15 protein-coding genes are annotated in these 19,025 nt (G+C 43.1%); 8 read left to right on the top strand and 7 right to left on the bottom strand.

All coding sequences use genetic code 11. The features are described from left to right. Nucleotide 1 precedes the first annotated feature (1 nt). Complete coding sequence (gene mmsB / locus QL919_RS09285; RefSeq protein WP_290189265.1) at nucleotides 2-955, top strand: 3-hydroxyisobutyrate dehydrogenase; 954 nt, start codon at nucleotides 2-4, stop codon at nucleotides 953-955. 169 nt (nucleotides 956-1,124) lie between these two features. Here the strand turns inward: mmsB and QL919_RS09280 are convergent, their stop codons facing one another. Beyond that, nucleotides 1,125-1,883: an IclR family transcriptional regulator gene (locus QL919_RS09280; protein ID WP_290189264.1), complete on the bottom strand. Its 759-nt coding sequence runs from the start codon at nucleotides 1,881-1,883 to the stop codon at nucleotides 1,125-1,127. A 629-nt stretch (nucleotides 1,884-2,512) separates the two neighbouring features. On the opposite strand from QL919_RS09280, the gene QL919_RS09275 reads away from it, so the two are divergent. Continuing rightward, nucleotides 2,513-3,385, top strand: a complete 873-nt coding sequence (locus tag QL919_RS09275; RefSeq protein ID WP_290189263.1) for a hypothetical protein — start codon at nucleotides 2,513-2,515, stop codon at nucleotides 3,383-3,385. 151 nt (nucleotides 3,386-3,536) lie between these two features. Here the strand turns inward: QL919_RS09275 and QL919_RS09270 are convergent, their stop codons facing one another. The 3 genes from QL919_RS09270 to QL919_RS09260 form a co-directional block, all read right to left on the bottom strand. Further along, nucleotides 3,537-4,382 carry a 4'-phosphopantetheinyl transferase superfamily protein gene (locus tag QL919_RS09270; RefSeq protein WP_290189262.1) on the bottom strand — a complete coding sequence of 282 codons (846 nt, stop codon included), beginning with the start codon at nucleotides 4,380-4,382 and terminating at the stop codon, nucleotides 3,537-3,539. Nucleotides 4,383-4,477: 95 nt separating this feature from the next. Continuing rightward, complete coding sequence (pal, locus tag QL919_RS09265; protein ID WP_290189261.1) at nucleotides 4,478-4,996, bottom strand: peptidoglycan-associated lipoprotein Pal; 519 nt, start codon at nucleotides 4,994-4,996, stop codon at nucleotides 4,478-4,480. 207 nt (nucleotides 4,997-5,203) lie between these two features. Continuing rightward, on the bottom strand, nucleotides 5,204-5,854 hold the full coding sequence (locus tag QL919_RS09260; protein ID WP_290189260.1) for a DUF6231 family protein: 651 nt from the start codon (nucleotides 5,852-5,854) through the stop codon (nucleotides 5,204-5,206). A gap of 333 nt (nucleotides 5,855-6,187) precedes the next feature. Between QL919_RS09260 and pepN the strand changes: the two genes are divergently transcribed. After that, a complete protein-coding gene (gene pepN / locus QL919_RS09255) occupies nucleotides 6,188-8,788 on the top strand; it encodes an aminopeptidase N (protein WP_290189296.1) in 2,601 nt (866 codons plus the stop codon). A gap of 157 nt (nucleotides 8,789-8,945) precedes the next feature. On the opposite strand, the gene QL919_RS09250 is transcribed toward pepN, so the two are convergent. Next, nucleotides 8,946-10,028, bottom strand: coding sequence for a 3-deoxy-7-phosphoheptulonate synthase (locus tag QL919_RS09250; RefSeq protein WP_290189259.1), 1,083 nt, complete (start codon nucleotides 10,026-10,028; stop codon nucleotides 8,946-8,948). 488 nt (nucleotides 10,029-10,516) lie between these two features. Between QL919_RS09250 and lpxB the strand changes: the two genes are divergently transcribed. The 3 genes from lpxB (at nucleotide 10,517) to QL919_RS09235 (ending at nucleotide 14,091) form a co-directional block, all read left to right on the top strand. Continuing rightward, on the top strand, nucleotides 10,517-11,833 hold the full coding sequence (gene lpxB / locus QL919_RS09245) for a lipid-A-disaccharide synthase (protein WP_290189258.1): 1,317 nt from the start codon (nucleotides 10,517-10,519) through the stop codon (nucleotides 11,831-11,833). A gap of 69 nt (nucleotides 11,834-11,902) precedes the next feature. Further along, on the top strand, nucleotides 11,903-12,748 hold the full coding sequence (locus QL919_RS09240) for a ribonuclease HII (protein WP_290189257.1): 846 nt from the start codon (nucleotides 11,903-11,905) through the stop codon (nucleotides 12,746-12,748). A gap of 173 nt (nucleotides 12,749-12,921) precedes the next feature. Beyond that, a complete protein-coding gene (locus tag QL919_RS09235; protein WP_290189256.1) occupies nucleotides 12,922-14,091 on the top strand; it encodes a CAP domain-containing protein in 1,170 nt (389 codons plus the stop codon). A 115-nt stretch (nucleotides 14,092-14,206) separates the two neighbouring features. On the opposite strand, the gene QL919_RS09230 is transcribed toward QL919_RS09235, so the two are convergent. Further along, nucleotides 14,207-14,872 (bottom strand): DUF924 family protein, encoded by a 666-nt coding sequence (locus tag QL919_RS09230; protein ID WP_290189255.1) that lies wholly within the window; start codon nucleotides 14,870-14,872, stop codon nucleotides 14,207-14,209. Nucleotides 14,873-14,962: 90 nt separating this feature from the next. Between QL919_RS09230 and QL919_RS09225 the strand changes: the two genes are divergently transcribed. Further along, nucleotides 14,963-16,183, top strand: a complete 1,221-nt coding sequence (locus QL919_RS09225; RefSeq protein ID WP_290189254.1) for a carboxynorspermidine decarboxylase — start codon at nucleotides 14,963-14,965, stop codon at nucleotides 16,181-16,183. Between the two features lie 285 nt (nucleotides 16,184-16,468). After that, complete coding sequence (locus QL919_RS09220; protein ID WP_290189253.1) at nucleotides 16,469-17,743, top strand: saccharopine dehydrogenase family protein; 1,275 nt, start codon at nucleotides 16,469-16,471, stop codon at nucleotides 17,741-17,743. 154 nt (nucleotides 17,744-17,897) lie between these two features. Here QL919_RS09220 and htpX read toward each other — a convergent pair whose 3' ends face one another. Then, on the bottom strand, nucleotides 17,898-18,812 hold the full coding sequence (gene htpX / locus QL919_RS09215) for a protease HtpX (protein ID WP_290189252.1): 915 nt from the start codon (nucleotides 18,810-18,812) through the stop codon (nucleotides 17,898-17,900). Between the last annotated feature and the right edge of the window lie 213 nt (nucleotides 18,813-19,025).

Below are 19,025 nucleotides of genomic sequence, written 5' to 3'. Positions count from 1 at the left end.
GATGGGTACAAAGGATTCAGATTTAAGCAATAAAGAGTCAAACAATACTGCCAAGCCAAATATAGCCTTTATTGGGCTTGGCAACATGGGCGCACCGATGGCAGAGAACTTATTAAAGGCAGGTTATATGCTCTCTGTCTATGATTTGTCTGAAGACGCTACCCAGCGCTTGCAACAAGCAGGTGCCAGTGTGGCTGATAGTCCTAAAGATGCTGCGAGCAATGCACAAGTCGTTATCAGTATGTTGCCTGCGGGCAAGCACGTCCATTCTGTCTATTTAGGCAATGATGGAGATAATGGCCTACTAGCAGAACTGCCCAAAGGTACATTGGTCATCGATAGCAGTACCATCGCTGCAGCTGATGCTAGGACGGTGGCAGAGGCTGCAAGTAAGCTTGGCATAGACTTCTTAGATGCGCCAGTCTCCGGCGGTACGGGCGGTGCTATCGCTGGTAGTTTAACCTTTATCGTCGGTGGCAGCGCTGATGCGTTCGCCAAAGCCGAGCCGATACTAGCTATTATGGGCAAAAACATCTTTCATGCAGGCGACCATGGTGCCGGACAAGTCGCGAAAATCTGTAATAACATGCTGTTAGGTATTCTAATGGCGGGAACGGCAGAGGCGATTAACTTGGGTGTTAAAAATGGTCTCGACCCTAAAGTGCTATCAGATATTATGCTACAAAGCTCAGGTCGTAATTGGACATTAGAAGTCTATAACCCTTATCCGCAAGTGATGGAGAACGTCCCATCTAGTAATGGCTATAAAGGTGGCTTTATGAGTAAGCTGATGCAAAAAGATCTCAACCTTGCGATGCAAACGGCTAAGGATACCGATGTTGAAACCCCAATGGGAGCCAAAGCGACAGAACTTTATGAAGCACATACGCTAGACAACGGCGATAAAGACTTTTCTAGCATTATGGGGCGTCATGACAGGTCAGTATTGTCTTAACGGTCTTAAAGATTAAGCCTCTTAGCCAGTTTTGAATATTGTGCTTTGATGAAATATTAAAAAACTGTTCTTAATAGTGTTATATAGAAAAGCATCAAAAAGGTCTGCGCTGGTTTTATAGCGCAGACCTTTTTGTGTTCGGTCATATTTTTTCTTAATGATACAGGCTTTAGTTTTGTAGCTCATACACCAACGCTTGAATGTCTTGCGCTGCTGTTTGCAAGCGCGGCACATGCTCCATTAGCTCCTCTAATGACACACGGATGGTTGGGGCGTGAATATACAAAGAAGCCAAATAGCGTGATTTTTTATCCAATACAGGCACCGATACCGCTACCATTTCTGAGATAAACTCCTCATTGTCGATACCGATACCGGTCTCCGCAATACGATCCAGCTCTTTATTGAGGGCGTCAATATCGGTGATGGTGTTTTTGGTGAACTTGTCCAAAGGTAGGGCTTGAAGGATTTTATTACGGCTCGTATCAGACAGTTGGCTTAGGTACAGCTTACCGGTTGCTGTACACCACATTGGTGACTTGGCACCTACTGGCAAGTAGATTTGCAGTGGTAATGAGGTCTGGGCGCGGTTGGTATAGAGCATATCCATATGATAAGGGGTAGCAATACCACAGGTCTCTTCAATCTCTTCTACCAATTTATGCAATACCATTTGGCGCTCATGAAAGAATTGACGCTGTTGCCAAAGCTCGACACTCAAATTACGTACCCGCTTACCAGGTATGATACCGCCACCGATATCGACAGTCACAAACCCTTCATCAACCAAGTTTTGGATTAAGCGATGAATGGTTGGTTTTGGAATATCTAGCTCTTGCGACAGCTCAAGTGGAGAGAGAGGCTTTGAGGCGTATGATATGGCTTCGATAATCTCTAGCACACGGGTAATCGATGATACTTTAGGCATATAGATGGCTCAATAATAACAAAAAAAGGATCAAGCAGAGAACGTCGCAAGGTTTTAATAAATAACACAAATATTAATAAATTTGACGTTTTTGCAACACGCTTATTACTGTCTCTAATTTAGCATAATATGACGCTTAGACAAGGGTTAGTCGCACTATATAGACAGATTATAGGAACATTTATGTTGCGCGCTATACTTTCGATTTCAACGATACGTCTAGCCCAATTTCATAGCCAAAAGCAACTTCAGATACGTTAACTCACAAACCACAACAAACTGTAGTAATAAGCTATATAACTGTTATTGAGTTAAATCCCCAAATAAGCGATGATACTGACATATTTTGAAATACCATTACATGAACATTAAGCTACTCAATATTCATGTCTACGCTGCTTGGTTACTTTGAGAGCGTTGTGTAACAGAAAGCCGAAGTTTTGCGAGTTGGTGTAGCAATTATTACAATACCTATGCAATCTTTACATAATGGCAAATAAAAAGAGCCTCCATAGGGGTGACTTTTGTGGCCAAAATTGTTTTAATCTGCTCAACAAAATGATGGATTTAAAAAAAGCTAAATTATCATTTTTTATGGGCGATATATTCCACACTTTAGGAGAGTATTTATGAAACTTATTAAATTAACAGCAATTTCTGCTGCCGTTCTAGCATCAACTGCAGCACTTGCAGCTGAGCCAGTAGTCGTTGTTGATGGTAATGAAGCGGTTGCATATGAAGTTGAGCCAGTTGCTGTAGCTTATGAAGCAGACCCTGCTTATGCATACAATGCTGACGCTGGTGTAGTACGTAACACTACTGGTGCTGTTGTTGGTGGTACTAAGACTTTCTTCCAAACTGCTGTTAACCCAGCTGCTATCAGTGCTGAAGTTGGTACACTAGGTTATGGTGCTAACATCGGTTGGGCATTGAACGACAAAACTGAATTACAAGCTGGTTGGGCAGGTGGCGATGTTGCTGACCTATTCGGTGGCGATATTGATATTGATGACGTGAATTATGATATCGATTCTGACTTTAGCAACCCTTACCTAGGTGTACAATTACGTCCTGCAGCCAACTGGTTCACTATGGGTGCTGGTATCATCGTTCCTGACAACGATATTGACGTAACTGCTAATCCACAAGATGGCGGTGTTTATAAGATTGACGGCGTTGAATATGACGCAACTGACGTAGGTAGCCTAACTGGTACTATTGAGCATCGTAACAAGTTAGCGCCTTATGCTACTATTGGTTTCCGTCCAAACATCACTAATAACTTTGGTGTATTTGGCGAGATTGGTGCAGCATATTTAGGTAAAACTGACGCTACTGTTCGTACAAATGGTACATCTGAGAACGTAGGTGTAAAAGGTAGTGAGATAGGTTCAGGCAAAACTTCAGCTCAAATAGCTGCAGAAGCTCAGAATGAGTTAAAGTCTGACAACTATCTAGAGTGGTTACCAATTGTTAAGCTTGGTGCAACTTACCGTTTCTAATCTAATCACAGTCTAAGACTGTTATTAGTTGAAGCGTAAGCAAAAAAGAACGACCCTTTCGAGGGTCGTTTTTTTGTCTGTGATATAGCCATTCATGGCACAGTAATAGAGTCTTAAACAGATAGGTAGTAGGCGGCTATAGAAGTATTGACTAAAAAACCACCACCGTATGCTGTGTCGTTGACATAGCAATATGATAATTGGTTATTTCATCAGCGATGATATGCATGGGTGACTCTTGCCTCGTGCCATCTAATATATCTGCAATGAGGTGTGAATAATCCATGCCCATACCTTGAGCCAGCGTATAGTGATTAATTTTTATAAAGCATTCTTTGAGTTGCCACAATAGTTTCACGACAGTATCACGTTCAACTATTGGCAAAGCTAGTAATCTATTAATCTCATTGTCTGAGTAAAAACGCTTTGCTACTTTCCACACGACATTATTATGTTCGATGTCAATTCCAGCAGGGCGGTCAAGACTGATGACCACTGCTATTTTATTGTTCATATTTTGGTTGACTTGATTTGAATTTTTACCACTCATCCCTGTATGACTAAAACACACGTAGTGTTTATGATTGACAAGACGATACGGAAAATCCGACTCATCTAACGTATCGCTAATCTCTAACTTATTAAGTAGTTGCTGTAATAGTAGACGCACGCCTGCACGTTGTATTTGCCGTTGATTGTGAGCAATATTGCGGGATGGCTGATGTGATGAGAAGTTATCTTTTGAGAGGTATGACTGCCAGTTGTGGCTATCAAATTGAGGTATGGTAACGTGTGATAAATGATAAAACGGCAACCGTAAGGCATCGTACAATAGCGGCTGGAAACTCAGACAAAGCGACTCTTCAACCTCTGCAGTGGCGTACCATGTCATGGAATTGAGCTGAGTATATTTAACCTGAGTTAACAGTAAGTGTTGCACCATCATCATTCTTATTGGTTGTTTGTCTTTTTTAGTATTAGCTATTTTAGCTGACAAAAATGTAAAAAGCCCAGCAATATTAAATGGCTGGGCTTTTTATGGAAATATATTCAATTATCATCAGTAAAGATTATGATAGATAATGCTAAGTCTTAGTAAGACAGTTCAGCACGGCGATTTTGGGCATAAGCGTCTTCTGTGTTGCCGGCAGCAGCAGGACGTTCTTCGCCATAGCTAATCACACGGATATTGTTTGCAGCAACACCTTGTGTTGCAAGATAGTTACGCGCTGCTTGGGCACGGCGTTCACCTAGAGCGATATTGTATTCACGGCTACCGCGCTCATCAGTGTGACCAGCGATAACAACACCAGCGGCTGGGTTTGAGCTGAGCAAACCTGCATGTTGGTTCAGAACGCTTGCTGCTTGTGCAGTGATTTCGCTGCTATCAAAAGCAAAGTAAACAACGGCTTGTAGGTTTTCAGCGCCAGTGATGACAGCGTTTGAGTTATCTACGATGACCGCGCCATTGTAACCAGCTTGACCGCCTGGGATACCTAGTGGGGCAACAACAACCTCAGAAGTAGAGCGTTTGGTAGCACAACCGGTGGTAATTGCTACAGCGCTTGATAGTACAGCGAGGATTGCGATCTTAGAAAAACTAATTGACATGATGAGCTCCTAAAATTTTAATTAAATTTGTTTTTTTAAACTGCTTACGATAAAACTTAGGCAATTGCTATCTATAATATACTAAATGTTACTTTATGTAAGTACTATTACTGTAAATAATTCGAGTTTTTACAATCAGATATGCAGGATATTATTAATAAAATATTGGCAGTAAAAGACTGGTAGCAAAAAGCTGGCAGTGAGAGACTACCAACGGTGTTTGCCCCAGTTTTCAGGGTTGGCCCAATAATCTGCGTTGAGCCAGTTTGGCAACTGTTTGTAGTCATACAAATTGAACTGCCAAAGTGTGGCTGATATTGATGGATTTGTCATCAACAATAAAGAGTCTTTTGGATGAAGATTGTCTGTTGCTAAAAACGGCGCGTTCACTATATCAAATGGGGTAAATCCGTAAGCTTTTAGGTCTATGCTGCTATCAAGTGCGATGAGCAGGTGGGCTGCATACAGGTCGCGATAACGCATGAGCAATGGAATATACTGCTGTAGTATCTCCGCTGATAGTGTCGGTAGCCAAAAGCACACCAACTCATAACGTTCAGATACTGGCTGTTGGCTAAGCGCTAATAAGGTCGATAACGCATACCCACCAGCTGGCTCTGTTGTAGCGCCACCTTCCTTAAAAGAAGCATGATTTTTCAGCTCTGTGCTCAGTGATGAAAGTGTGTTTTTATCTTCTGTTATCCACAGTAGCTCGGGCTTATCGTCAACCTCTTTGGCGGTGGTTTGAGCGTCTGCCTGAACATCGTTATTCTGTGTCAGTGTGGGCAGCAGCGCATCAATATAATCTATCAATAGGGGTAGCGTAACGTCTGCGCGACGAGCGGATTGCTTTGTCATATAATAAGCCGTTTATCAAATGGTAGTCATCAGTGTGTGTATTAAATCACTTTGGTATTCATTATCCAATGAAAGATTGACGCTTTTGATATGAGTCACCGATTACCAGCACAATAATCTGCGAAGCTGCTCTTGAAATCTGGTCGTTTAGGTCAATGTAGCTAGATAACGTAGAATGTATCACAGAAACTTTAGAAGCAATCAATTTATACTTATTGATGAATCGCCTTAATCTAAGTGATTGTATTTTTTATCATATGCATTTTTTCATAAATAATAATAGGAACAAACATGTCTACTGCTGAAACTGCTGCTCAAATTATCAATCCTGAAATGCCAGATGTACCACCACATGCGCCGAGTAAAATTAACTTAAAAGATTATAAAAAACCAAGTTTTGATGTGCAAACTGTTGACTTGGATATCAAGTTGTTTGAAGAGTATGCACAGGTAGATAGTACGCTCAAGATGATACGTCAAACAGCCGGCGATATTGTACTATATGGTGAAGAGTTAGAGCTGCTGGCTATCTCGATGAATGGCGAGAAATTAACCTCTGAACGTTATCAGCAGCAGGTGGGCAAGCTGACGATATCGGATGCACCTGACGAGGTTGTCTTAGAGATTCAAGTACGTATTCATCCGCAGAGCAATACCGCGCTTGAAGGGTTTTATATGGCAGGTACTGGTGACGATACCATGTTTGTCAGCCAATGTGAGCCTGAGGGTTTTCGCAAGATTACCTTTTATCCAGATCGTCCTGATGTGCTGGCAATATTTACCACGCGTCTTGAAGCAGACAAGCGCTATCCAACGCTATTGTCTAATGGCAATTTGGTAGAGGCAGGTGAGGTTACTGGTGCGTCAGACCGTCATTATGCGATTTGGCATGATCCGACCAATAAGCCAAGCTATCTGTTTGCCTGTGTGGTCGCTGATTTAGATGTGCTGACGGATTCTTTTACCACTAGTGAAGGGCGAGACGTTAAGCTTGAGCTGTATGCAAAATCTGCCGATATCGATAAATGTGATGTCGGTATGCAAGCCCTAAAAGATTCTATGAAATGGGATGAGGTCAATTATGGACGAGCCTATGATTTAGATCGTTATATGATTGTTGCTGTTAGTCAGTTTAATATGGGCGCAATGGAGAATAAAGGGCTGAATATTTTTAATACGGCCTGTGTGTTATCTAGTCCTGAAACGACGACGGATGCGCGTAGCTTTAGTGTCAAGTCCATCATTGCTCATGAGTACTTTCATAACTGGACAGGCAATCGCATCACGTGTCGTGACTGGTTTCAGTTGTGCCTAAAAGAAGGCTTGACGGTTTACCGTGATCAGTCATTTTCAGCCGACCAGCAGTCAAGTGCGGTACAGCGTATCGATGATGTGGCAACCTTGCGTGCGCATCAGTTTGCCGAAGATGCAGGACCGTTAGCGCACCCTGTACGCCCTGAGAGCTTCGTTGAGATTAATAACTTCTATACGACAACTGTCTATGAGAAAGGCGCTGAAATCGTGCGTATGATTGCCAATACGCTAGGGCCAGACAACTTCCGAAAAGGGACAGATGAGTATTTCCGTCGCTATGATGGGCAAGCGGTCACAGTGGAGGACTTCTTATCTGCGCTCAGTATTAGCGATAGCAAGATTGAGGACTTTATCGATTGGTATCGTCAGCCTGGCACACCTGTGGTGTCTGGTCATCAAGACTACAACAGCAAATCGCAGACACTGACTATTACGTTGAGTCAGCAAACTCGCCATGTTAGTGGTTTTGATGCGCCAAAACCATTGCCGATACCTGTAGCGACCGCGCTATTTGATAAAGGCACTGGTAACATTGTTGCTGAGCGTATGTTACTACTCGATCAAGCAACTCAGACCTTTACCTTTGAAGGGGTAACTGGTGAGCCGGTAGTATCTTTGCTACGTGATTTTAGTGCGCCAGTACAGCTAAATTATGATTATCAAGATGAAGACTTGGCATTTTTACTCAAGCATGAAACCAATGGCTTTAACCGCTGGCAAGTGACGCAGATGCTGGTCAATCGTATCTTGTTGCAAGGTAAAGGTCAGAAGAGTAGCCCTGATATCTACCTGCAAGCACTGGCGCAGACATTGCCTGTGCTCGCGGCTGAGGATGCGATGTTGGCGGCACGTTTGCTTGATATTCCATCCGCGCAAGAGCTGGCTTCTGCCATTCATAAAGACTACGATCCTGAGGTGATTAAAGCGCAGCGTGATAGTTTGTATCAGCTGGTGGCCGACACACTAAAAGACCAGTGGGCTGAGCTTTATAAAAAATTGCCAATGCAGTCTTATGAAGACAGTCCTGAGGCTCGTGGTGCTCGTGCCTTGCGCAATGTGGTACTAGACATGGCATTGACGGCTAACGTTGAAGGCGCAGCAGCATGGGCGCAGCAGCAATATGACAATGCCAGTTGTATGACAGAGCGCTTCGGTGCCTTAAAGGTGATGGTCAATCATCAAGTGGAAAATGCGGATAGCTATCTAGCAGATTTTTATGAGCGTTTCCAAGACAATGATTTGGTCATTGATTTATGGTTTAGCGTGCAAGCGTCTGCTGAGACTGTCACACCTGATGCCATCAAGTCGTTGCTTGCTCATGCAGAGTTCGATTGGAATACACCGAACCGTGTGCGCTCGGTCGTCAGTGCGTTTACCTCGCAGCCCACGGTGTTATGGACGACAAAAGGTTTGGATATTTATACCAGTGTCATCGAAAAGTTGGATGATGCCAATCCAGTGTTGGCCTCGCGCTTATTACAAGTGCTGGCACGTTGGAATACATTGGCTGAGCCACGTCGCCAGATGGCGCATGAGCAGCTGATAGACTTGCAACAACACGTTGCATCAAAACATGTGCTAGAGAGCTTAGACAGTGTTTTAGGGTCAGCGAGCGAGTAGAGTGAATTAAAGTAATTTATGAGAAGTACTCTATAAGACCCTAAAGTACTTAATAAGGAAAAGCCCATCTGATATTGCTATCGGATGGGCTTCTTTATGAAACGTTGAATAATGCTTAATAACTTTTGCTTATGGGCAACCGTTATCGAAGAAAAGATTAGCGGTTAGGCAACACATCTTTGACCATATCACGTAGATCATATAGCGCGGTAACTGTGCTATCCCAATCCAAGCAACCATCGGTGATAGACTTACCATACTCAAGCTGGCTCAAATCAGCCGTCAGTTTTTGATTGCCGCCTTTTAGATGGCTCTCAATCATCAGGCCGATGATAGATTTATTACCGTTTTTAATCTGCTCGGCAACGTTTTGGATGACCATCGGTTGCAGGTACGGATCTTTACCTGAGTTGGCGTGGCTTGAGTCAATCATAATCTTGCTGTTGGTTTTGCCTTTTGCCAGCTCATTTTCAACTTGTGCCACGGCCGTTTCATCATAGTTAGGCTTGCCGTTACCACCGCGTAGTACGACGTGCGCGTAAGGGTTGCCTTTAGATTTGATGATAGAGACCTTGCCATCTGATGATAGACCTAGGAAGCTATGACCCTCTTTAACGGCTTGCATGGCATTGACAGCAACCGTCATGCCACCATCGGTACCGTTTTTGAAACCAACTGGGCATGATAGACCTGAGCTCATTTCACGATGCGTTTGACTCTCGGTAGTACGAGCGCCAATGGCTGACCAGCTGATCAAATCCTGCATGTACTGCGGGGTGTTCGGATCCAATGCTTCAGTCGCGCAAGGCAGGCCTTTCTCATTCAAGTCAATCAATAGTTTACGTGCCGTACGTAGACCTTTTTCGATATCAAAGCTGTCATTCATATCAGGGTCATTAATCATCCCCTTCCAGCCAACCGTGGTACGCGGTTTTTCAAAATAAACACGCATCACAACGAATACACTGTCTTCGATCTCTTTTGCCAATACGGCCAAACGATCGGCATATTCGTGAGCGGCTTTAATGTCATGAATAGAGCAAGGACCAATGACCACAAACAGACGCTTGTCTTTACCATCTAAGATGTCTTGGATGGTATTACGACCTTTTAGTACGGTTTTATAAGCTTCGTCTGATAAAGGCAGCTCAGCTTTTAGCTCAGCGGGAGTGATCAAAGGAATGAATTTTTCAATATTCACGTCGTCAATATCTGCATTATGGGTAACTGGTGTTGTCATGGTTATATATCGTCTAGCTGATTTATAGGGATATTCATTATGCGGACAAAAGTGTTGGTTGACAAGGGCAGTCGCACAGTTAATTGACTGATAACTGGAATGAGGAAACCAAAACTTAGTTATCATTGCCAAATTTGAGCTATAAGCTGGGACTAATGGCTATCAGAGTTAGGCATTAAATGAGGAGTACGATTTTGTCTGTATCAACCAATGAGAGCAAAAACTTTACGCAGTAATGATTGAATTTTTATTGGTTGGTTTCGCTGTTTTTAGCTATTTTCAGCACTGTCACGTATGATGAGCTTGTAAATAACTGCATTTAAGACTTATAAATTGAGCTTGAGCCTTATAAATGCTGCTAAGGTGGCTTTTAATGGGAATCTTATGAGCGATTTCATATACTATATTTTATAATATCTATATTGTATTTTTTGTTCTATTTTAATTGTACTGCTTTGATGGTACTAACTTGATATTGAGAGCTTGTCATGACAGATTCTGCTACGCCTCACCAACCTTCTGATTTAACGTCATCGCTTGATGGCTATGACTCTTATGATGCAATGCCCGCTATGACGGGTACGCCGTTAGTGATAGGAATCGTCGCTGGGGAGGTCTCAGGAGACAGTTTGGGGGCAGACTTCATGCAGCAGATGAATAACCTGCGCGATGATATTATTTGGGTGGGTGTTGGCGGCTCAAAGATGCAAGCGCAAGGGCTGCAAAGTATTTTTCCACTAGAACGTCTGGCAGTGATGGGCTTGGTGGAAGTAATGGCGCAATTGCCTGACTTGCTCAAAGCGCGACGCGAGTTATTAACGGCATTTAAAGCGGCTGATATCGATTGGTTTATCGGTATTGATGCCCCCGATTTTAATTTGCGAGTCTCTAAAAAGTTGAAGCCGCTAGATATATTCTGTGTGCAATATGTCAGCCCTTCTATTTGGGCATGGCGTGAGTCGCGTATTCATAACATTAAAGCAGCAACCAATTTGGTTCTTTGTCTATTCCCATTTGAGTTGCCAGTTTATGAGCGTCATAACCATCCAGCGATATGTGTCGGTCATCCGCTACTACGTACGATAGACCAGACATTGCTAGAGACGCCAATCAATCAGTGCCGTAGTGAATTGGTCTGGCACAATGATGGTTTACAGCAGTTTTTTATCGATCGCTTTGATGATGTTAGTCAGCTGATTTGCGTGATGCCAGGCTCTAGACGGGGTGAGATTACCGCCATTCTCCCGTTGATGCTAGATGGTATTCAAAAGCTCATACTATTGGATCCAAAGCTGTGTTTTATCATCCCAACGGTTGATCAAAACCATCAATACATTGTCCAAGATGTCATCGATAAACGCTCAGAGCAACTACGAGCGGCCATCGTTGTTGTTTATGATGATAGCCAGCCAAGTTTTAGCCAGCAGGCGATCGCAGCATCAGATATGGTGATGCTAGCTTCAGGTACTGCCACTCTAGAAGCCATGCTGCTAGAGCGGCCGATGGTGGTTATTTATCAATTGAATCAGCTGACCTATCAGATTGCTAAGCGCTTAGTCAAAGTACCTTATGTCGCCTTGCCCAATATTTTGGCAGATAGTGCGATTGTCCCAGAGCTCATTCAAGAGCAGGCAAGTGGTGACAATATCTGCCGTACCGTGATGCGGCTATTACAGCCACGGGCGTATGCCGAGCAACTAAACGACTTGCTCACGACCAAGCATCTATTGCAACAGCAGAGTAATCATGGCCCTGCTAATAGCGTGATTGAGCAGTGGTTCTTACAAGACAATTTTAAGCCTTGAGTAAAGTAAGCTCACTCTTATTTAAAAGTATTATTTAATAGCATCTAACAAAAAAGACATGACAATTATATGAGTAAGCTATCCTGCAGTGAAAATTCTTTTACGCCAATTGATATTTTTATTGAGCAAGTTGATATTAAAGGGCAGTATATTCAACTGGCAGCACCGATACAGTTATCAGGGCAGTTAAATATCTCTGAGCTACTTGCACTATATCCGATAAATGAAGCGAGCGACCAATCACTCATACAAATTGGTATCGATGAAGCAGGGCGTGGGCCTTTGTTAGGTAGCGTTAATGTTGCTGCTGCGATATTACCTGCCACGTGGTCAGGACTGATTGAGGAGCAGCCATTACTAAGCACTCCACTATCTATACTGACGGACTCAAAGCAACTCAGTGAAAAAAAACGTGACATTCTTTATCCGTTGGTACAACAGAATGCAGTCGGGCACATCGTCGCTGATATACCTGCCGCCGTCATTGACCAAGTGAATATTTTGCAAGCAACAATGCTAGGCATGCGTTTATGCGCTGAGGTTTTACTCAGGAGTGTTGCCAAATATCTCAACGCGATGGATAAAAGACACTTCGAGGTATTGATTGATGGTAATCGCTGTCCTGATTTGGATTATGGAGCGCTTGCTCTATCAGGAATAGAGAGATCAGCGATTGATTGTCAGGCTTGGGTAAAGGGTGATGCTCGTCATACCAGTATAGCGGCGGCCAGTATATTGGCAAAGGTGAGCCGTGATAAAACCATGTATGCGCTTGATGCCCAGTATCCTGAATATGGTATTGCGAAGCATAAAGGCTATCCGACTCGCGCTCACATGGAAGCAGTTGCAACGCTTGGCGTATTGCCAGAGCATAGACGCAGCTTCGCCCCTGTTAGAAAGGCGCTTGAAAGCTAACGGTAAAGCAAAGGGTAGATAGTTCTAAAAATAATAAGTAAAAGTCCATAGACTGTATTACAATGTGGTTACAATCAAATAATCACTGTGCTATCAATGACTAACGTCAACGTCTCTGAATACAACGATGGTCTCATTGACTCATATATGTGCTACTACTTTTAGGATAAAGAATGTCTTTTAATACACCTCCGCAGAATCTTGCTACAGCACTTTTTCTAACGGTATTTTTAACAGCCTGTGGCGGTGGGGGAGGTTCTGATAGTGGTTCTGATACTGTCAAATCAGAAATCAAACCACCTACAGCTACCTCAAATAAGCAGCCCAAACCCAGCAATAGCAATGATGAACAAGCTGCATTAAATGCCAATAATGAATTTAGCCTTGCCAGAACCAGTTGCGGTCTTAGCGGTTTGTCTGTTGATAGTGCGCTTGATAGTATTGCGATTCAGCATGCTAGATATATTAAATATGCATTCGCTAATAGTTCACCGACCGTATTTAACGCGCATTATGAAAATAAGATTGAAAATATCGCTCATGTGACAGGAGATAACAATCCTTACTTTGGTGGCTTCAGCTTTTCAGACCGTCTGTTAAATGCCAATTATCTGAATGCAAAATATGGCGCTGCTGAGAATATTGCTCAGTCTATTTACTATAGCTCAGCTGGTAATCTAGTGAGCTCGGATGTGGTGGCAGGCTTGATGGCCAAGTCATTATTGGCAGCACCTTATCATTTGCGTTCGTTAATGATACCCAGCTCAAGCTTGACGGGTACAGGCATGGTCACCTACAAACCTCATGGTAGCGATACTGCTAATAACCAAGGTTACGTGTTGGTCAATCATGCTTCTGCCACGAAAGCAACCAAGGATAGAACAGTCGCAGGGGTATTTACTTATCCTTGCCAAGGGGTAACGGGTACGGTAACTGCACTCTACAATGAGACTCCGGACCCTGTTAAGCATACTGGACGTGATTTACGTTTGAATCCTATTGGACAGCCTATCTATGTTAATGTGCCATCAGCAAAGACGATTAGTATTAGCAATGTTAAGTTTCATGATACCCAGCGTAATATAGATGTACCTATTGAGTTATTGGATTATCGTCAAGACCCATACAAGAACACGCCAAATGCGCTACCAGCGAATGAAGCTTTTATCTTACCCATTACCGATAATTTAAAAAGCTGTAATATCAAACGCAATAACAACCAAAGTCAGCAGTGCGGACTCTATGGTAATACTAAATATCAAGTAAGCTTTGATGTGCTAGTTGATAACCAAAGGTTGGAGCAGCAGTCATTTGCCTTTACGACGGGTAAAGTGAACTACTAGTTAAGCAACTCAAACAGTTGTCATGGCAATCATACAGATGCTTTATATAAATAATTGATAAAGAGAAGGGCTGAATCAGGTTGCTGATTCAGCCCTTTATTATGAGAGATAAGGCTTAAAAGGACGAGTTCGGCTGCTTTAAAAATTCTTTTTCTTCTTCAGTTGACTCACGACCCAGTGTTTCATTACGATGCGGATAACGACCAAATCTGTCAATGATTTCTTTATGGCGATGCTCAAAACTGAGAGTGCTCTCATCATTTAACTGTTCAAACAATGGCAAATAACGTTCATGAATCACCGATGACTCAGAGTGCATGAAGGGCATGATAGTGAATCTGCGCCATTCCATTGGTAATGTGTCAAAGTGTGGCTGTCCAATCGCTTCTTGTGCCAATGCTACGACCATGCTGTCTTGCGAAAAGGCACAAGCCTGTCCACGACATAAGTTGCGTGAGAACTGATCTAACACAATAATTTCAGCCAATCGCCCCGCCAAAGCCGTGATTGAGCTGTTGCTATCGGCTGGTACGTCTGCAACACGCCACGTGACACATTCACCTTGCTTGGCAGCTTGCCAAATCTCGCCAAATTTATCTCGTATCTGCTTATCAAAACTATCATTTTGGGCAAACCAGTATTGCTCATTATTTTTATCGAACCAAAAATCCAATACTGCACGCGCATCAGAATTTAGATGTTCTAAATTAATGTTATCTTTGTCAAGTTGCGACAAATTGGGGTGACTGGCAGAGGTGGAATAATCGGTTGATAGTGACATAAGATATTCTAATTATGATGGATTTAGTCTACTATAGCGCAAATATTTATATCTGTCATGATGCCAACAGCAGCTATTAGGTAACCTCTTATGAATTCAAAAAACACTGTAAAAACTCCTAACTCCGCACTACCGCCAACCCCTTATTATTTACTAGACGAAGCGGCAATCGTTGCCAACATGCAGATTATTGCTCGGCTATGTGAATTATCAGGCGCGAAAGCATTGCTCGCGCTTAAATGCTTTGCGACTTGGGGCGTATTTGATGTCATGCAGCCTTACCTGCACGGTACAACCTCATCATCACTCAATGAAGTGCGTTTAGGTTATGAAACCTTCGGCAATAATAGCGATGGCAATAGCGAAGACAAAAAAGAAACTCATGCCTATAGCGTGGCCTATAGCGTGGATGAAATCGACGAAGTATTAAGCTACGCGGACAAAGTTATTTTTAACTCTATTTCACAGTTGAATGCTTTTAAAGATAAAGCCAGTGCACAGAATATTCCAGTAGGGCTGCGATTAAACCCAAAGACCAGTAATTCGTCTTTTATCATTGCTGATCCTGCACGTCCTTTTAGCCGTCTTGGTGAGCATGATAAAGATAAGATTGCCTCAGTTCTCAATGACATTACTGGGGTGATGATTCATAACAATTGTGAGAATGATAGCTTTGAGGCGTTTAGTGCTAGCTTGGCTGATATCGAAGCGAGGTTTGGTGATGTTTTAGCGAAACTTGAGTGGGTAAGCTTGGGCGGCGGCATTCATTTTATCGCGCCTGATTATCCACTAGAAAAACTCGCGACACGGTTAAAAGGCTTTAGCGAAAAATATGGCGTACAAGTTTATCTTGAGCCGGGTGAGGCAAGTATCCATGGCGCTGGGTCATTGGTTACGACCGTATTAGATACCATGCACAATGAAAAGAACTTAGCCGTCGTCGATGCTTCTATTGAAGCGCACATGCTAGATCTACTGATTTATCGTGAGTCTGCGCCAATAGCAGCAATTAACGGAGCAGAGATTGATATTTTACCTGTTGATATGGTTAAGACAGCTGATATGTCAGATAACACTATTATCTATGGTCGTTCTTGCTTAGCAGGCGATATCTTTGGCGAGTATGCCTTACTCAACAATTTACAGGTAGGCGATACCATTGCGTTTGGTAATGCTGCAGGATATACCATGGTAAAGAAAAACTGGTTCAATGGTGTCAACATGCCAGCGATTGTCATCCGTCGCCTAGATGGTACTATCGATATCCAGCGCGAGTTCGATTATCAAGATTACAAGGCCAGCCTGTCTTAAATTAACCGTTCTCTTAACTTATTTAAACTCTTAGAAACAAAGGTTTAGGTCAAGTTGTTGAGATTTTTAAGCAGTCTATTTTTTAAACATTATTTTTACCGTTAACTGAATAAAAATTGTTATAATCGCCTCGGGTAAATGCCATCGGTTAAAAATGGTGCTTGCCCGACGGGTGCGTGGGTTTTCCTCGGTCTTCCTTTTTAATTCACGCATATCATTCACTCGTTTCTGTTTTGCATAGCCAATATCAATGGTATCGACAGGGACACAAAGGAGGATTGTTCATTGAACACAAACCAACAAGCTAAGCCCAGCAAAAAAGACGTACTCATCATCGGCGCAGGCGGTGTCGCTCAAGTGGTCGCGCATAAATGTGCGATGCATAATGATGTACTCGGCGAGATTCATATCGCCTCACGCACTCAGGACAAATGTGATGCCATCGCTCAAAGCGTAAAGGATAAAGGTAGCTTTAAACAAGCAGCAGTCTTGCATACGCACCAAGTCGATGCCATGGACAGCCAAGCGCTCATACAACTGATTCAAGATACCGGTGTACAAATCGTTATCAATGTCGGCTCGGCATTTATCAATATGACCGTGTTAGAAGCTTGTATTGAGACGGGTACTGCGTATATTGATACCGCCATTCATGAAGATCCACGCAAGATTTGTGAGACGCCGCCATGGTATGACAACTATGAGTGGAAACGTCGTCAGCGCTGTGCAGACAATAATGTCACGGCAATCTTGGGTGCAGGATTTGATCCTGGTATGGTCAATGCCTATGCGCGTCTTGGCTATGACATGATGGATGCAGGTTCGGTGACTGATATTGATATTATCGATATCAATGCGGGCAGCCACGGCAAGTACTTCGCGACCAACTTCGACCCTGAGATTAATTTCCGTGAATTCACTGGTACGGTCTACTCTTGGCAGGACAGCAAGTGGCAGTCTAACAAGATGTTCGAAGTGAAGCGTACCGATGATTTACCAGTCGTTGGTGTACAAAACAGCTACTTAAGTGGTCATGACGAGATTCATTCTTTATCAGCCAACTTAGACGTGCCAAATATCCGCTTTTGGATGGGTTTTGGTGAGCACTACATTAATGTCTTCACTGTACTACAAAGTTTAGGTCTGTTGTCTGAGCAGCCGGTGATGACTGCGGAAGGACAAGAAGTGATTCCGTTAAAAGTGGTCAAAGCTGTATTACCAGATCCAAGCTCTCTTGCGCCGAATTATACGGGCAAGACCTGCATCGGTGACAAGGTTAAAGGTAAAATAAACGGCGTTGATACTGAAGTATTTATCTATAATATCTCAGATCACAAAGAAGCTTATAACGAGGTAGGCAGCCAAGGTATCTCTTATACTGCAGGCGTACCACCTGTTGCTGCTGCGATGCTGGTTGCGACTGGCGAGTGGGATGCTGGCAAGATGGTCAACGTTGAAGAGCTAGATGCTAAGCCATTTATTAATTTACTCAATAAGATTGGCTTGCTAACGCGTATCAAAGATAGCGAAGGTGACAGGGCGCTTGAGTTCGATATTTAATCAGTAAGTTTATTTAATAGAAAGCCTATCTTTTAAAGATAGGCTTTTTTTATGTTTGTGTCGTGACTTTACGGGAAGATAAAGGAAGCCAATCCTGCCATACGCTATTATATACTCAACTGGGCGAGGCGTACCCTACGACTCAAAGAAACCATCACGCTTCACTAGGATTATACTTCCTCAATGCCGCAATACGATCATCAAGCGTTGGGTGTGAGCGGAAGAGGTTGGCAATACTAAAGCCTGTAGATTGCCCTGACGAGATAGCAAACGCCTTCATGCTCTCTGGCATTTGATCTGGACGTTGTGCAGAAGGACGCAAGGCATCAAGCGCACTTATCATTTTGTCTTTGCTGGCAAGCTTTGCACCCATCTCATCAGCACGGAACTCACGCAGACGTGAGAACCACATCACGATGGCAGACGCCAAGAATCCGAGCAAAATATCCATTACGATACTCGTGACAAAGTAACCAATACCTGGACCATCGCTCGTATTCTTAAAGACAGTCCGATCGACGAAGCTGCCGATAATACGCGCGAAGAACATCACAAAGGCGTTTATTACCCCTTGGATGAGCGCAAGGGTTACCATATCGCCATTTGCCACGTGACCAATCTCATGTGCCAACACCGCTTCTACTTCATCCTGATTCATGTTCTGCAATAGACCAGATGAAACGGCGACCAAAGCTTTGTTTTTATTCCAGCCTGTTGCAAACGCGTTTGGCTGTGAATTATTAAAAATCCCTACTTCTGGCATACCAATATTTACCGCACGAGCTTGTTTGGCGACAGTGTCTACCAGCCATTGTTCCGTGACATTACTTGGTGACTCAATGACAACCGTTCCCGTCGATCTTTTTGCCATCCACTTGGAGATGAATAGCGAAACCATCGAGCCAACCATGCCGTATATACCGCACATAATGGCAAGGCTGGTGTAATTTAGCCCGCCCGCGCCATGTACGCCACCAATCCCAAAAAATCTGGATAAGATACCAAACACGATGCTAAATACCACAATCACCGCTAAGTTGGTTAATAAGAACAATCCAATACGCATCATTACGCTAACTTCCTCATTTGAATTTAAATGCAATTTTAAGACCCAGCCTTTAAGGCTTGACGCTATAGTAAGGCGTTATTACTTTATATAGCTAAGCACACCTAAAAGTGTTATAAATTAATTATCAAACCCAATTGTTATTATAAAGACCATGACTTACTCACTAGATTTTCGTATGCAAGTTCTTAAAAGCTTAGACGAGGGTATGACCTT

Origin of the sequence: Psychrobacter sp. APC 3426 (genome assembly GCF_030408035.1) — a bacterium.
GTDB lineage: Bacteria > Pseudomonadota > Gammaproteobacteria > Pseudomonadales > Moraxellaceae > Psychrobacter.
This window is presented reverse-complemented; position numbering and strand designations above follow the sequence as displayed.

Excerpts from the sequence above, each read along its gene's own strand:
- QL919_RS09240 (WP_290189257.1), top strand. The coding sequence starts at position 11,903 with ATGAGTAAGCTATCCTGCAGTGAAAATTCTTTTACGCCAATTGATATT.
- QL919_RS09225 (WP_290189254.1), top strand. The coding sequence starts at position 14,963 with ATGAATTCAAAAAACACTGTAAAAACTCCTAACTCCGCACTACCGCCA.
- lpxB (WP_290189258.1), top strand. The coding sequence starts at position 10,517 with ATGACAGATTCTGCTACGCCTCACCAACCTTCTGATTTAACGTCATCG.
- QL919_RS09235 (WP_290189256.1), top strand. The coding sequence starts at position 12,922 with ATGTCTTTTAATACACCTCCGCAGAATCTTGCTACAGCACTTTTTCTA.
- pal (WP_290189261.1), bottom strand. The coding sequence starts at position 4,996 with ATGTCAATTAGTTTTTCTAAGATCGCAATCCTCGCTGTACTATCAAGC.
- QL919_RS09275 (WP_290189263.1), top strand. The coding sequence starts at position 2,513 with ATGAAACTTATTAAATTAACAGCAATTTCTGCTGCCGTTCTAGCATCA.
- QL919_RS09250 (WP_290189259.1), bottom strand. The coding sequence starts at position 10,028 with ATGACAACACCAGTTACCCATAATGCAGATATTGACGACGTGAATATT.
- QL919_RS09230 (WP_290189255.1), bottom strand. The coding sequence starts at position 14,872 with ATGTCACTATCAACCGATTATTCCACCTCTGCCAGTCACCCCAATTTG.
- pepN (WP_290189296.1), top strand. The coding sequence starts at position 6,188 with ATGCCAGATGTACCACCACATGCGCCGAGTAAAATTAACTTAAAAGAT.
- QL919_RS09280 (WP_290189264.1), bottom strand. The coding sequence starts at position 1,883 with ATGCCTAAAGTATCATCGATTACCCGTGTGCTAGAGATTATCGAAGCC.
- mmsB (WP_290189265.1), top strand. The coding sequence starts at position 2 with ATGGGTACAAAGGATTCAGATTTAAGCAATAAAGAGTCAAACAATACT.
- QL919_RS09260 (WP_290189260.1), bottom strand. The coding sequence starts at position 5,854 with ATGACAAAGCAATCCGCTCGTCGCGCAGACGTTACGCTACCCCTATTG.
- htpX (WP_290189252.1), bottom strand. The coding sequence starts at position 18,812 with ATGATGCGTATTGGATTGTTCTTATTAACCAACTTAGCGGTGATTGTG.